This is a genomic window from Pseudovibrio sp. Ad46 (assembly GCF_001623065.1).
In the GTDB taxonomy this organism is placed as follows: Bacteria; Pseudomonadota; Alphaproteobacteria; order Rhizobiales; family Stappiaceae; genus Pseudovibrio.
In genome coordinates this window covers 18,738-32,697 of the sequence record NZ_LMCG01000082.1, presented here as the reverse complement: position 1 = coordinate 32,697, position 13,960 = coordinate 18,738, and the positions used below count along the sequence as shown (strand labels likewise).

The 13,960-nt window shown below is 50.7% G+C and carries 14 protein-coding genes; 8 read left to right on the top strand and 6 right to left on the bottom strand.

Translation table 11 applies throughout. The features are described from left to right. The first annotated feature begins 29 nt into the window (after positions 1-29). The 5 genes from PsAD46_RS25930 (at position 30) to PsAD46_RS25910 (ending at position 5,138) form a co-directional block, all read left to right on the top strand. Complete coding sequence (locus PsAD46_RS25930; protein ID WP_063291051.1) at positions 30-1,400, top strand: AarF/ABC1/UbiB kinase family protein; 1,371 nt, start codon at positions 30-32, stop codon at positions 1,398-1,400. A gap of 136 nt (positions 1,401-1,536) precedes the next feature. Beyond that, positions 1,537-1,821 carry an aa3-type cytochrome c oxidase subunit IV gene (locus PsAD46_RS25925; RefSeq protein ID WP_208980563.1) on the top strand — a complete coding sequence of 95 codons (285 nt, stop codon included), beginning with the start codon at positions 1,537-1,539 and terminating at the stop codon, positions 1,819-1,821. A 157-nt stretch (positions 1,822-1,978) separates the two neighbouring features. After that, positions 1,979-3,292 (top strand): hypothetical protein, encoded by a 1,314-nt coding sequence (locus PsAD46_RS25920; protein ID WP_063291050.1) that lies wholly within the window; start codon positions 1,979-1,981, stop codon positions 3,290-3,292. A 140-nt stretch (positions 3,293-3,432) separates the two neighbouring features. Continuing rightward, positions 3,433-4,203, top strand: coding sequence for an acetoacetate decarboxylase (locus tag PsAD46_RS25915; RefSeq protein ID WP_063291049.1), 771 nt, complete (start codon positions 3,433-3,435; stop codon positions 4,201-4,203). Between the two features lie 26 nt (positions 4,204-4,229). Beyond that, the gene (locus PsAD46_RS25910) at positions 4,230-5,138 is read left to right on the top strand and encodes an alpha/beta hydrolase (protein WP_063291048.1); all 909 of its coding nucleotides are present in this window, start codon (positions 4,230-4,232) and stop codon (positions 5,136-5,138) included. Between the two features lie 46 nt (positions 5,139-5,184). Here the strand turns inward: PsAD46_RS25910 and PsAD46_RS25905 are convergent, their stop codons facing one another. Both PsAD46_RS25905 and rpsU read right to left on the bottom strand, forming a co-directional pair. Next, positions 5,185-6,045, bottom strand: a complete 861-nt coding sequence (locus PsAD46_RS25905) for a tetratricopeptide repeat protein (RefSeq protein WP_063291047.1) — start codon at positions 6,043-6,045, stop codon at positions 5,185-5,187. A gap of 197 nt (positions 6,046-6,242) precedes the next feature. After that, positions 6,243-6,467: a 30S ribosomal protein S21 gene (gene rpsU, locus PsAD46_RS25900; RefSeq protein WP_057462062.1), complete on the bottom strand. Its 225-nt coding sequence runs from the start codon at positions 6,465-6,467 to the stop codon at positions 6,243-6,245. A gap of 742 nt (positions 6,468-7,209) precedes the next feature. Here rpsU and PsAD46_RS25895 point away from each other — a divergent pair. Then, positions 7,210-7,947 (top strand): class II glutamine amidotransferase, encoded by a 738-nt coding sequence (locus tag PsAD46_RS25895; protein WP_244273253.1) that lies wholly within the window; start codon positions 7,210-7,212, stop codon positions 7,945-7,947. A gap of 184 nt (positions 7,948-8,131) precedes the next feature. After that, positions 8,132-9,532, top strand: a complete 1,401-nt coding sequence (locus PsAD46_RS25890) for an MATE family efflux transporter (protein WP_208980561.1) — start codon at positions 8,132-8,134, stop codon at positions 9,530-9,532. Between the two features lie 71 nt (positions 9,533-9,603). Here the strand turns inward: PsAD46_RS25890 and PsAD46_RS25885 are convergent, their stop codons facing one another. The 3 genes from PsAD46_RS25885 to PsAD46_RS25875 form a co-directional block, all read right to left on the bottom strand. Then, positions 9,604-10,692, bottom strand: a complete 1,089-nt coding sequence (locus PsAD46_RS25885) for a 5-(carboxyamino)imidazole ribonucleotide synthase (RefSeq protein WP_063308201.1) — start codon at positions 10,690-10,692, stop codon at positions 9,604-9,606. A gap of 87 nt (positions 10,693-10,779) precedes the next feature. Next, entirely contained in the window at positions 10,780-11,283 is a 504-nt protein-coding gene (gene purE / locus PsAD46_RS25880; protein ID WP_008551529.1) for a 5-(carboxyamino)imidazole ribonucleotide mutase, read from the bottom strand. Between the two features lie 123 nt (positions 11,284-11,406). Continuing rightward, positions 11,407-11,619 (bottom strand): DUF465 domain-containing protein, encoded by a 213-nt coding sequence (locus PsAD46_RS25875; RefSeq protein ID WP_057462025.1) that lies wholly within the window; start codon positions 11,617-11,619, stop codon positions 11,407-11,409. Positions 11,620-12,017: 398 nt separating this feature from the next. Here PsAD46_RS25875 and PsAD46_RS27805 point away from each other — a divergent pair, with 398 nt between their 5' ends. Next, complete coding sequence (locus tag PsAD46_RS27805) at positions 12,018-12,188, top strand: DUF465 domain-containing protein (RefSeq protein ID WP_082596622.1); 171 nt, start codon at positions 12,018-12,020, stop codon at positions 12,186-12,188. Positions 12,189-12,250: 62 nt separating this feature from the next. On the opposite strand, the gene PsAD46_RS25870 is transcribed toward PsAD46_RS27805, so the two are convergent. Continuing rightward, entirely contained in the window at positions 12,251-13,897 is a 1,647-nt protein-coding gene (locus tag PsAD46_RS25870) for an acyl-CoA synthetase (RefSeq protein ID WP_063291045.1), read from the bottom strand. Positions 13,898-13,960 lie beyond the last annotated feature (63 nt).

The following is a 13,960-nucleotide window of genomic DNA, read 5'->3' as shown; positions in this document are numbered from 1 at the left end:
AATAGAAGTGTGAGCCGCAGGAACCCCATATGCCTTCATCTCGTGACCGGGAAGCAAACAGAATGTCCGCCCGACTTGGCCGCTATGCCAAGGTTGGTGGAAATATGAGTGGCATTGCAGCCAAGCTTGCAGCTGGTAAGCTATTTGGCTGGGATCAAGACCCTGCGAAGAATGCAGCTTCTATCGCAGAATCCCTTGGTGAACTCAAAGGGCCGTTGATGAAGGTGGCGCAGCTTCTTTCAACGATTCCTGATGCCGTGCCTCCTGAATATGCAGCAGAACTGGCGAGCCTTCAGGCAAACGCACCTCCCATGGGGTGGGCTTTTGTTAAGCGACGCATGCGGGCAGAGCTTGGCCCGGGCTGGCAAGGCAGGTTTGATAAGTTTGAGAAGGAGCCTGCAGCAGCGGCTTCTCTTGGTCAGGTGCACAGAGCGTATGATCAGGATGGGGCGATGCTGGCCTGTAAGCTTCAATATCCGGATATGGATAGTGCGGTTGAAGCTGATCTGAATCAGTTCGACATGTTGCTTGCTCTGCATCGACGTTTCAGGCCTGCGATCGAGACTTCTGAAATTGCGAAGGAAGTTGGTGACCGATTGCGGGAAGAGTTGGATTATCGACGGGAAGCGCGGCATTCAAAGCTCTATGCCAATGTTTTTGCTGCAGATGAGCAGATCCAGATTCCAGAAGTGTTTGAAGATTTGTCAACGCGGCGGTTGCTTTCCATGAGCTGGCTGGAAGGACGTCCGCTTCTGGCCTATCGACAAGAAAAGCTGGAGGCGCGTAACAAGATTGCGCAAGTGATGTTTAAGGCATGGTGGCACCCGTTTGCGCATTATGGTGTGATTCATGGTGATCCCCATCTTGGGAACTATACGATCTTTGAGGATGGCGGAGAGCTGGCTGGTGTGAATTTGCTGGATTACGGATGCGTGCGCATCTTTCCGCCAGATTTTGTGCAAGGCGTGGTGGATCTGTATCACGGTCTGCTTGAAGATGATCAGGACCGTGTGGTTGCTGCTTATGAGACATGGGGTTTTGATGGGCTGACGACTGAGCTTATTGAGACTTTGAATATCTGGGCGAGTTTTATTTTTGGCCCGTTGCTCAGCGATAGAGTACGCTCGATTGCCGATGGTGTTTCTCCAGCGGCTTATGGGCGGCAAGAGGCGTTTCGTGTGCATCAGTCCCTCAAAGAGCTGGGGCCGGTGAAAATACCTCGTTACTTTGTTTTTATGGACCGGGCGGCTATTGGGCTTGGATCTGTTTTCCTTCACTTACGAGCTGAGCTTAACTTCCATCAACTGTTTAATGAGCAGATTGATGGGTTTGAGCTGGATGCGTTGAGTGCCCATCAAAAGCACCAACTGGACTTATGTGGTTTGACTGGCGAAGATTGAGGCACATACTCAGGCCGTTGGAATTATCCCCGGCACTTAGGTTATTTCCAAAGCGGTTCTTTAGGGAAGTTGCGTCACCGGACCATGTGGTGTTAAAGACTGATATTAGGAAAACTACTTGTTTCGAGGGGGAAGCATGGCTGACGGGAGCGCGTCTGTTATGGACTATGAGGAACACGAGAAGACCTACAAGAACTTTATCAACTTCTCAAAGGTTGGAATTCTTGCAGCTCTCACATTTGTACTCGTTATTGCAATGATTGGATTTGGTGGTACTGCCGGGACGGTTTGGGCAAGCATCACCACAATCGCAACAGTGATTGCAGTTGGCGTTGGTATGGCATCTGGTGACAGGTCGCACGTTGTACCGGGAATCGTATTCCTGCTTGCTTGTGTGGTAACAGCTGTGCTGACAATCTAAGAAACCTTCAGGTTTTAAAGGTTTTGAGAATCGCAGGAGCAGCGTGCTTCTGCGATTTTTCGTTTCAACCCCGAAATTTGCCAGAGGCGCTGCCCTTTTCTGATCATTATTGAAGAATAGAGCCTTTAGTAAGAGTTGTTCTGAGTTCGGGTATCATATGTCTACTGCGCAAACTGTTCGCGTTCTTCTGCGCTGTTCCTTGCTGCTTGCAATCTTTATCGTGGTTGCAGTTGTCTCATCGCCATCTCATTCTGCCTCGACTGATCTTGGTTTCTCCCAGATCCTGAAGGAAGAAGGCGTTGCTGCGAGTGGTAGCAACTACGAAATCGTGCCGCCGGTGTTGCGGAATGGGACATTGCTTGTTTACAGACTCAGGGTTCATGGCAAGACTTATAAGGTGCGCGGTACGGCGACATTGCAAAAGCGCATCAATGAACTTCATGCGCTGAAGGGTATTCAAGAACTGGATACGGTTTCTCAAGCGGGTGAGGGCGTTGTGACTGCCGTTGCCAAGCCTCTGACATTTCTCGGCAGTCTTGTAACCTCTCCCAAAGAGACACTGAGTTCCACAGCTGATGGCGTCGGCCTGTTGCTGAATGGGACTGTGAACACCATTACCGGGAATTCCGGAGCGACTGCTCCTTCCAAAGAAAGTGGTAAGAAGACTTCTGCGGTTGAGAGTGTTGCTGCGGCTGTAGTAGGGCGAGATAGAGCCCGGCGCTATATTGCTGTTGCTGCGAATGTAGACCCTTACACGACGTTTCCTCCACTCTCTGACGCGCTTGATAAGGCTGCCTGGGCCTATGCGACTTCCAATCGCCTGACCAATCTTGCAACTGTGTTTATTCCGGGTGGTGTTGGGACGGCGGTTAGTGGAGTTCTGGCGACAACCAACTTCAGTGAAGCTCTCAAGGCCAGCCCGACCGTTGCTGATGAGACGATGCGCGAGATGCTTGGTGAGATGGCTATTCGCCAGAGCAGCACACGAGCATTCCTGAGCGCTACGTCTATGACGCGCGGTGAAAAGATGTTTTTTGTTGCAAGCTTACATTCGTTGAAAGGTGTTCGTGGGCGAAGTGATCTGGTTGATCAGGTGAGCCGGCGGAGGCTTTCTCAAGAGGCGGGATATTATTACCTGTTGGGTCTGATGATGATCGCTGATTATCATATTGATACAGAGCGTCTTGCTTCTGTTGAGTTGTTTGAGGGTATTCCGATTGGTACGACCAGAACCGGGCGTAAAGTTGCCTTTGTTGCTGGTGACCGTGTTGGTTGGAGTGTTGATCAATCAACGACCACACTCAATATCGCAAGCCGTGTAAATCAAACCCATGCGGGCACTGGAGCGAGTGAACTGCGCGTGTTGGGACTGGTTCATCCGACGTTAAAAGCGGAGCTTGGTGCGTTGAACTGGGTTATCCGCGAAAAAGCGCCACTGGCTACTTTCAAAGAAATTGACGTAACAAGCTGATTAAAAAAGTGTTTGGGGTGAGCTCTGAAAGTGTCACCCCAAAACCCAAGGGGCAACATCCAAAATATCGGTGCTTATGGTGAGAGCGCGCTGGCTGTGATTTGGCCGCGGTTCACACTCTTTCATGATCGAGGTGGTCCATGAAAATTGCCGATATTCTTGAACAGGCTTCTATGCCGATTGCTTCTCCTGCTTATCCCAAGGGGCCATACAGGTTTATCGACCGCGAGTTTTTTGTGGTCTCCTATGAAAGTGACCCTGACGCTATTCGTGAAGCTGTGCCTGAGCCTTTGGAACCGGATGGGTCCAACACGGTGATGTTTGAAGTGATCCGTATGCCCGATTCTGCTGGATTTGGAGACTACACCGAGTCTGGCATCGTGATTCCAGCCAAGTTTGGAGATCACCCTGTGAACTTCACTCAGCAAATGTTTCTTGATGATACTCCGCCGATTTTTGGTGGGCGTGAGATCTGGGGTTTCCCGAAAAAGCTAGGCCATCCAGAATTGAGTATATCGGGCGCAACATTGACCGGCCATTTGGTTTTTGACGATGTGACGATTGCTATTGCGACCATGGGGTACAAGTACCAACACCTTCTTTATGATGTCGAGCATGGCACGCAGTGTCATCCCGATGCGATCCTCAAGAAGCTGCAGAAAACTCAGGTGAATCTGAAGCTTATTCCAGATGTTGATGGCTCTTTGGCTATCGCTCAACTGGTTGCTTATGAGGCGTCTGATGTGACGGTGAAGGGCGCGTGGTCTGGTCCGGCGAGCTTGCAATTGTTTCACCATGCCAATGCGCCAGTGGCTGAGCTGCCAATGCTTAAATCACTCGGCGGTGTTCATTTTATTACGGACCTCACGCTACCTTATGGCCGGGTTATGTATGATTACCTGAAGCCTTAAGCGATGCGCTATTTCGGAGGTGCTCCATGCGAGGCAACTTCAGGATCTTTGAGTATTTGATTGGCAGCTTATTCATGTCAGCTCTGCTGGTCTCGCAGGCCGCCGGGTTTGAGCTGAAGCCTTATAAAGACGAGCTGTTTGCTTATCCGCGGGTTCTGGATCAGGCGATGGACGGGGCGTTCCTGCGGCTTGACTATCAGATCCAGCGTGACTTGCGGGACCGGGATGAAATACCAGAACGACGGGTTGAAGGGCGATACGTTTCCAGCAGGCCTGCCTGGTATGTGCGGGAGCGCTCAGTTGTGCTTGCGGGTAGTAAGCGTAAGCACATCCGAGTTGGGAAACCTGATACCGACACCAAGCTGTTGCTGCTTTATCTGCATGGTAAGGGGGGCAATCGAAAGCAGGGGAATGCTGATTGGACGTTTGGCGGTAACTTCAATCGCTTGAAAAACCTGATGGTGCGGAACAATGGCGTTTATCTATCTCCTGATGTGAAGCTCGAAAGTCCCAGAGGCACCCAGGAAATTCGCGAGCTGATTGCGCAATACCGAAAAGAAGCCCCCCAGGCCAAAGTGATTGTGGCCTGTGGTTCCATGGGGGCACAGGTCTGCTATGGGCTTGCGGATCAGGCGGGCGTTGCTGGGCCGCTGTCCGGCCTCATATTATTGGGCGGAGCGACGGATCGACGATTGTTGACGAGTGAAGCCTATAAGGCAGGCGTGCCGATTGTGTTTGGCCACGGTAGTGCTGACAGGGTCTACAGCTGGGAGAAGCAATATCAGTTGTTTAAGGCAGCCATTGGCAAAACCCAGCGGTATCCGGTGCGCTTTCGGCTATTCGAAACGGGCTCTCACGGGACGCCCATTCGCATGATTGACTGGCGTGATGAGATTAACTGGATGCTGTCGATATCTTCGGCAACAAGGCAATAAAAAAGGCCGGAGTGTCCGGCCTTTAGAAAGCGATATGTTGGCGAGCCTAAGCTTGCGGAACGCCTGAAGACGTTGACAGGCGCTGAGAGCCTTCCTTCGCAATCTGGTTTGTCGAAGATATCTGCAGTGCTCTGCTGTAGGACTGGCGTGCTTCTGTAATCTGCCCCAGTGCTTCTTCTGCGCGGCCACGGTTCGCCCAAGCAGATGCGGACTTGCCGTTAAGCGCAATCGCTGCATTGAAATCTTTGAGTGCAGATTTTGGATCGCTCAGAGAAAGGTAAGTTACACCGCGCGCGATCAGAGGTGAATATGCGCGGGAGTTCAGGCCAACAGCAGATGAAAAGTCATTGAGAGCTGCTTCCTGTAAACCTTGTGCCTGATAGATGAGGCCGCGGTTGTGATAGGCCTGTGCATCGCCGGAATTCAAGCGAATGACTTCGTTGTAATCACGAAGTGCTGCTGTGTTCTGACCGATAGAACGGTAGGTGTTGCCGCGTCCGTTCAGGGCCTTCACGTAATCTGGCTTGATGGAAAGTGCTGAGCTGTAATCCTGAACTGCCTGAGACGTGTTGCCCTTGCGGCGTTCTACCAAAGCTCGGTTTGCGTAAGCCTGATAAGAGTTTGGTCTCAGCTGAAGAGATTTGTTGAAGTCCTCAATGGCCTGATCAAGGCGCCCAGCTTTTGCGTATGCAATGCCGCGCTTGTTGTAGGCGTCGGCATCGGTTGGATTTGCGTCAACAACAGCACTCAGACTATCGATGTTGGAGGAAGAGCCAACAGCTTTGTCGATGGGCACATTCTGATAAACAAGGCCAGATGAGTTGGATTGGCATGCTGCAACGCCAAGTGCGAGCAGACACGCACAGATGCCTTTAGCCAGTTTATTGTTCACGAGAATGTGCCCCATTCTTAAAGAGTCCTTGCAATGACACGATAGCCTACACTTTAGTGTGGCAAAAAAAGGTCAAATGAACCAGCAAAAACAACAAACGGACCAACCGGTTTACCGGTTAGTCCGTTCTGAATTCTAGCTTCGGTCCGCTCACACGCTTTTCGTCAAACATAGTTGAGCCTTAGCTGTGTGATGTCCCGAGTGCCGCCGGATTAACGACGACCTTTGCCGACCAACAGGCCTTCACGCTGTGCGCGCTTGCGAGCCAGTTTGCGAGTGCGGCGGATTGCTTCAGCCTTTTCGCGAGCCTTCTTTTCAGATGGCTTTTCGTAGTGGCCACGAAGCTTCATTTCACGGAAGATGCCTTCACGCTGCATCTTTTTCTTAAGCGCTTTAAGCGCCTGATCGACGTTATTATCGCGAACGAGAACCTGCACGCGTTTATCCTTACCTTCGAGCATTCTGGATTACGTATCCAGAACGACATAGATGAAATGATTGATAGCAACACTTAGCGCATATGCACGGGTCACAAGAACTCCGTCGCCGCTGATGCGTCGCTTCTTGACGGGGTAACTAACAGACTGCGTGGGGGCTGTCTACCTCCTTACTTGAGAATCTATGTTAATTTATAGATGGGAAAGGGGGGAATACCTCTTGTGGGACAAGGCAATCTCAGCAGCGTTTGCTCATTTTCTTCAAAATGGCGCATTGGCACGCTCGTGTGTGAAGTAAAAGATAAGTAAAAAATGCTTTCAAAATGCATTGTAACTTCACATATGAAATTATTTTGAAAAAATACAACCTTTGATTGTGTATGGTTGAGTCTCTCTTTTGCTGCTGAAAAAAGTCACAGGAGCTTTTCTGAACAGTGGAAATTGAGGTGGAAATTTGAATGGAATTTGCTTCAAACGTCGTTCGTCATGTCCGATTTCGAAGATGAGTCGAGTGAGTCCATCTTACTCACGAGAGCTGCGGTTGAGGGGCTCTCTTTAGATCCACGGAACGATCCCTGAGAAAACTCGTTACTCTAGTTATAGGGAAGGGGTTTATACGTGCTGATGGATCATGCATACTCTAGTGACCTCATTTGGGTAATCGACCAGAAGAAAGAATAATGTAATGTGCCGCTGGCTTGCGTACCGTGGAGCTCCCATTTTCATGGAAGAGCTGATTTCAATGCCCAATCATTCTTTGATTGCGCAGAGCCTGCATTGTGCGGAAGCCAAGGTAAACACTAATGGTGACGGCTTTGGGATTGGTTGGTACGGTCACAAATCAGAGCCGGGACTTTATCGTGATACGCAACCTGCGTGGGGTGATGAGAACCTTCTGAGTATCACCAAGCACCTCAAGTCCTCTTTATTCTTTGCTCATGTACGCGCATCGACAGGCACTGCGACCTCCCGTTCAAACTGTCATCCGTTTGCTGTCGGTAAATGGATGTTTATGCATAACGGGCAGATTGGAGGGTATGATGATATCCGCCGCCAGATTGAGAGTTTGATCAGCGACGACTTTTATCGTTACCGGCAGGGTACAACGGACAGTGAAGCGCTGTTTCTTGCCATGCTAAGTCATGGTCTGGATGTTGATCCTGTGGGGGCTGTGCAACAGGTGTTCACGAAAACACTTGAGATTATGCGTTGCAATGATGTCATTGCTCCATTGCGTGTAGCGATGGCCTTGACTGATGGTGAGCGTCTTTATGCTGTGCGTTGCTCTAGTGATAAGATCGTTCCAAGCCTGTATTACCGCTTACATAACAGCAACTTGAGTGTTGTCTCAGAGCCTTTGGAAAAGGGCGGGCAAGGTTGGCATGAAGTGCCTTGCGGACACATCATGGTCTATGGCGGTGATAATGCGCCTTGCTTTATTCCTCTGGACATTCCTGAAGAGTTTTGCAAAGTAGCGTAATCGACATTTTCACTAGCGGTATTGCTTAGGCAAGAAGCCACTGGGATTTTGTCGGTCTGTTTCTATGATAGGAAGTTTCCTCCCAGCGAGGCACTGTGGTCAATTGCAGGACCCAGCCTTGTTTATGTTCTTGAGAGGCTCAAGTTCTGGAGGGGCTCCATGCCCTTTTCTTCAGGAGCTTATGATGACGCGGGTTGAAAGCACCAGCGTTGCCAAACCCACATCCATGTCTGCATGGTGGGGGGAGTCCAATGCAACGCTTATTTTGGGATTGCCTTTGATCGGTGCGCAGCTTGCGCAGATGGCAATTAATGCCACCGATGCATTGATGATCGGTTGGCTTGGCGCAACAGAGCTGGCAGCATCCGTGCTGGCTTTGCAGTTGTTCTTTCTGACATGGCTGGCAGGACTTGGGTTCTTGCAAGCCGTTATGCCATTGGCATCCAGAGCCGAAGGTAAAGGCGACGTGCGTAATGTGCGACGTGCTTCGCGCATGGGCCTTTGGATTTCGCTCATTTATACGACTTTTGCGATGGTCGTGCTGTGGAACGGTGAGAGCCTCTTGCTGGCTCTTGGGCAGGACGCAGAAGTTTCTGCCATTGCTGCGGATTATCTGCGCATTGTGCAGTGGTCGATGTATCCATCCCTATTTGTGGCGGCGCTGCGTAGCTTCCTTACCAGTATTGAACGTTCGCAGATTGTTTTGTGGGCGACTGTGGTGAGTGCTGTGGTCAATGCACTTCTCGATTATGTGCTGATCTTTGGTTACTACGGCTTTCCTCAACTTGGCATTCTAGGTGCCGGGATTGCGTCTGTTGTGACTGCGTTGGCATCCTGTGTAATTTTGATTGCCTATGTGTTTTGGGAAGAAAAGTCTCGTAAATATGAGGTGTTCGTTCGCTTCTGGCGCGCTGACTGGCCTGCGTTCTTCGAAATCCTGCGTCTCGGCTGGCCGATTTCCCTCATGTTGGTTGCTGAAGTGGGGCTGTTTGCAGCTGCCGCTTTGATGATGGGGTGGATCGGGACACTTGAGCTTGCTGCTCACGGTATTGCGGTTCAGCTCTCTGGTATTGCGTTCATGATTCCGCTTGGCTTTGCAAACGCTGCTGTGGTGCGTGTTGGTATCGCATCTGGCCGTAGTGATGCTGATGCTATTACGCGAGCCGGTTGGGTCGCACTGATCTGGTCCATTGTGATTGGCCTGCTTGGTGCGGTGTTGTTTGTTGCGATCCCTGACACGCTGATTTCCTTCTATCTGGACACCAGCAATCCGGACGCAGCCGATGTAATCCGCCTTGGCGTACCGCTGGTCTTTATTGCAGCGGTGTATATGGTTGTTGATGGTATTCAGGTGGTTGCTGGCGGTGTTCTGCGCGGTCTTTCCGATACGCGAATACCAATGGTGATTGCGGTGATTGGTTACTGGATTATTGGGGTGCCGCTTTCCTACGTGATGGCGTTCACCTTTAATTGGGGCCCAGAAGGGATCTGGGTTGGTTTGGCCAGTGGTCTCTTTATCACCGGCATCCTGTTGCTGATCCGGTTCCAGAAACGTGATCAACTTGGTCTGGTTAGGCTAGGATAGTCTGGTTCAATTAAATGAAAGCCCCGAAGATGATTAGATCTTTGGGGCTTTTTCTTTGTAGGATAACGCGATCAGGATTTTGGGGAGAGGCGGTTGATGTGGCCCATCTTGCGGCCTTCCCGTGTCTCTGCTTTACCGTAGAGCGTCAGACGAGCGTTTGGCTCCAGAAGTGCTGATTCCCATGAGTTGACATCATCACCAATCAGGTTTTCCATGATGACATTGTGTGCTCGGGTTGGCCTGCCAAGTGGCCAGCCTGCAACAGCGCGAACATGCTGTTCAAATTGAGAAACCGGACAAGCGTCTTCTGTCCAGTGACCTGAATTGTGAACGCGTGGCGCTATTTCATTGACCTTCAGCTCTGTAGCCTCGCCGTCTCTGACGACAAACAGTTCTACACCCATCACTCCGATATAATCGAGCGCAACAGCGATGCGGGTTGCCATATCGATGGCTTCCTGAGCGGTTTCTGCCGGGATGTCTGCAGGTACGCTAGAGGTCTTCAGAATGTGGTTCTTGTGGTAGTTGTCCGCCGGATCATAGCATTTGACCGTCCCATCCACGCCACGAGCGACGATGATGGAAATCTCTTTTTCAAACGGGACGATGCCTTCAAGGATAGATGGCTGATTGCCAAGCTTGCTCATGGCGCCTTCGATATCCTCAGGTGTACGGATCATGATCTGGCCTTTGCCATCATATCCAAAACGGCGCGTTTTCAGTACACCCTGACCGCCCAACTCCATGAGCGCAGCTTCCAGCTCTGCCTGCGTGTCGACTTTTATGAAGGGAGCGACCTTTGTTGCCGCTTTTTCTGAAAGGAATGTCTTTTCTGCCAGGCGATCTTGGGAAACTTTCAGTGCACGTGGACCGGGGCGAACTGGAACAAACTGCTCCAGAATGCGGGCTGTCTCGCCGGGGACATTTTCGAACTCATAAGTGACGACTGAAACGCTTTTCGCAAACTGGGTGAGTGCTTGTTCGTCTTCGTAGGCCGCAACGGTCTTCTTTTCTGAGACCTCAAAAGCAGGGCTGTTTTCATCCGGGCAATAAATATGGCACTTCAGGCCCATCCTGCTGGCAGCTTGCGCGATCATGCGGCCAAGCTGGCCTCCACCCAAAATACCAATCGTGTCGCCAGGACGTAGTGTGGAACCCATTTCGAAAACTTTCCAGATGTTAGGGGCCAGATGTTAGGGGCGGCTTGAAACAAATGAGGCGCCTGCAAGTGGGCGCCTCTGAAACTCTTACTCTTCCGGGTTGACTGGCTTCTCTGCCACAGCCTGACTTTGCTTTTCGCGCCAGTCATCCAAGTTGGCAGCGATCTCCGGATTGTTGAGTGCCAAAACAGCGGCAGCCATTAATGCTGCGTTGACGGCACCTGCACGACCAATAGCAAGAGTGCCGACTGGAATGCCTGCTGGCATTTGAACGATGGAAAGGAGGCTGTCCTGTCCCTTCAGGGCGCGCGACTCAATTGGAACACCAAACACTGGCAGCGGTGTCATGGATGCAGCCATACCCGGAAGGTGGGCTGCTCCGCCAGCGCCAGCGATAACAACCTTGAAGCCGTTCTCTTTTGCTGTTTTGGAAAACTCTACCAGACGGTCCGGGGTGCGGTGGGCTGAGACGATGCGAGCATCATAGGAAACTCCCAGTGCTTCTAGCGTATCTGCAGCATTTTTCATGGTTGGCCAATCGGATTGGCTTCCCATGATGATAGCGACTTCTGGCTGGTCTGTGCGGTTCATAAAACGGGCACCCTCTGAGCGTCTGGGAAGAAAGCGCGGATTATAGAAATAACACGGCGTGTTTCAAGCCAATTACAACAAGAAATGCCAATAGTATACGAAGGTTAGAGCTCTGCCTCTAATTTAGGCAATAATGTCAGGCAAGAGCTGTGTTTCCAGCACCTGAATCTGATCTCTTAGCATCAGTTTTTTCTTCTTTAAGCGTTGCAGCTGGAGAACATCTGCCCGTCCCGTTTCAATGAGCGCTTCGATGGAATGATCAAGATCCCGATGCTCCTGTCGCAACTCAGCGAGCTCGGAACGCTTGCTATCCTGATCGAGAGTATCTTCCGTCATCGTTTTGTCCTCACATGACACATATCGGTCTGTGTGCAACGAGACCCATCATTGATCAAATCTGGTGGGGCGCGTTGTCGCAATTCACCGCTCGGCAACAGTATACCGAATGTGCAGCGGTGATGAACAAGAGTCTCTCGATTTTTACAGGAAGTGTTGTCTCATGACGGATTTACGCAGCGTATATATAGGGTTGAATACTTAGTGAAGTTCTCTTTTGAGTGGAATATGAAACCCATTAAATTTACTGGGTCATTTATAAGTTCCCTAAGTTTTTCATGAATTAGCGATCTCGCGTTGTAGAGGCCCCAAAAAAACAGCTAATCATAGTTCGACAACTCAATAAAATGGTGCCATCATCCACCTGTAACAGAGACAATGTAGGAGGATCAAAACCTATGTCCATCCGTGAGCATTTGACTGAGCTGGAACGCCGCCATGCTACCATTGAGAGGGAGCTGGAAACAGCCAAGCACCATCCATCGATGGATGAGATCGAACTAGGCAATTTAAAAAGGCAAAAGTTGAAGCTTAAGGATGAGATCTCGCGAATACGAGTGACAGGGTAGCTTCCTTTTTCTTAACCGAATAGAGAATGCGTCGCTTTTAGCGGCGCATTTTTTGTTTTGGGTCAGCCGATCTTTTTTGCTTCCTCGCGCAGTACGAACTTCTGGATCTTGCCTGTTGAGGTTTTCGGCAGGTCTGTGAAGACAACAGTTCTTGGTGATTTGAAGCTGGCCAGATGCTGTTTGCAGTAGGTTACGATATCGTCTTCCGTCACACTGCTGTTCTCTTTCAGCTCCACAAACGCACAGGGAGTTTCCCCCCATTTGTCATCGGGACGGGCAACCACTGCTGCTGCGGAGATTTCCGGGTGTTTGTAGAGGACCTCCTCGATCTCAATGGATGAGATGTTTTCACCTCCTGAGATGATGATGTCTTTGGAGCGGTCTTTGAGCTGGACGTATCCATCTTCATGCTGAACGCCCAAGTCACCTGAGTGAAACCAACCGCCGTTGAAGGCTTCCTGTGTTGCTGAGGGGTTCTTCAGGTACCCTTTCATTACGACATTGCCTTTGAACATGACCTCGCCAATGGTTTCTCCATCAGCAGGGACTGGCTTCATGGTTTCGGGGTCGAGAACAGCGAGATCCTGCAAAGCGACGTAATTGACGCCTTGTCTGGCTTTCAATGCAGCTTGTTCTGATGTTGGAAGTTCATTCCAATGGTCGTGCCATTCGTTGACGACGGCTGGGCCATAGACTTCTGTCAGCCCATAGAGATGGGTAACATTGAAGCCTTCCTCTGCCATAGCTGCAAGAACAGCTTCAGGCGGTGGTGCTGCGGCGGTGAAAAACTCGACATCATGGGTGAGTTTGCGCTTTTGGTCCTCGGGGGTGTTGAGCAGCGTGGACATCACGATTGGAGCACCGCAGAGGTGCGTGACTTTCTCATCTGCCAAGGCATTCCAGATAGGGGCTTGTCGTACTTGACGGAGACAGACATGCGTTCCGGCAACGAGGGACAAAGCCCATGGAAAACACCAGCCATTGCAGTGGAACATTGGCAGTGTCCAGAGGTAGACCGGCTTTTTGCCCATGGCTGCGGTGATGATGTTTGCCTGTGCGAGCAGGTAGGCACCACGATGATGATAAACGACGCCTTTCGGGTTTCCTGTTGTACCCGACGTGTAGTTGAGCGTGATTGCATCCCATTCATCCGCGGGAAGTTGCCAGTCAAAATCAGCGGAACCGCTGGCAATCAGCTCCTCGTACTCCAACTCTCCAATTGCAGGCGCTGATTGAGGGAATTCTTTGTCGTCGTAAAGCACCACTTCCGGCTTCACCGCTGCCAGTTCCAATGCTTCGGCCATGACTTTCGAGAACTCACGATCAACGATTACGAGCTTGCTCTCTGCATGGTCTAGCTGGAATGCGATGATAGCGGCATCGAGGCGGGTGTTGAGTGCGTGGAGAACGGCTCCAGCCATTGGTACGCCGTAATGAACTTCAAGCATGGGTGGTGTGTTGGGCAGCATGACAGACACGCAGTCATTCTTGTCGATACCACGCTTTTCCAGGGCGCTCGCGAGTTTAATAGAGCGCTCATAGAACTCCTTATAGGACCTGCGAATCTTGCCGTGAATGATGGCTGTGTGGCTTGGAAAAACTTTTGCAGCTCTCTCCAAAAAACTGAGTGGGCTTAATGGCGTGTAATTTGCTTCAGTTTTTGGGAGGTCTTTGTCGAAATATGATGTGTTTGGACTATTGTTTTTCATGAAATTCCCCAGGCATTCAACTTCCGCTCAAGAGAACTGCGAAGATCCGTTGAGCTGGCTATC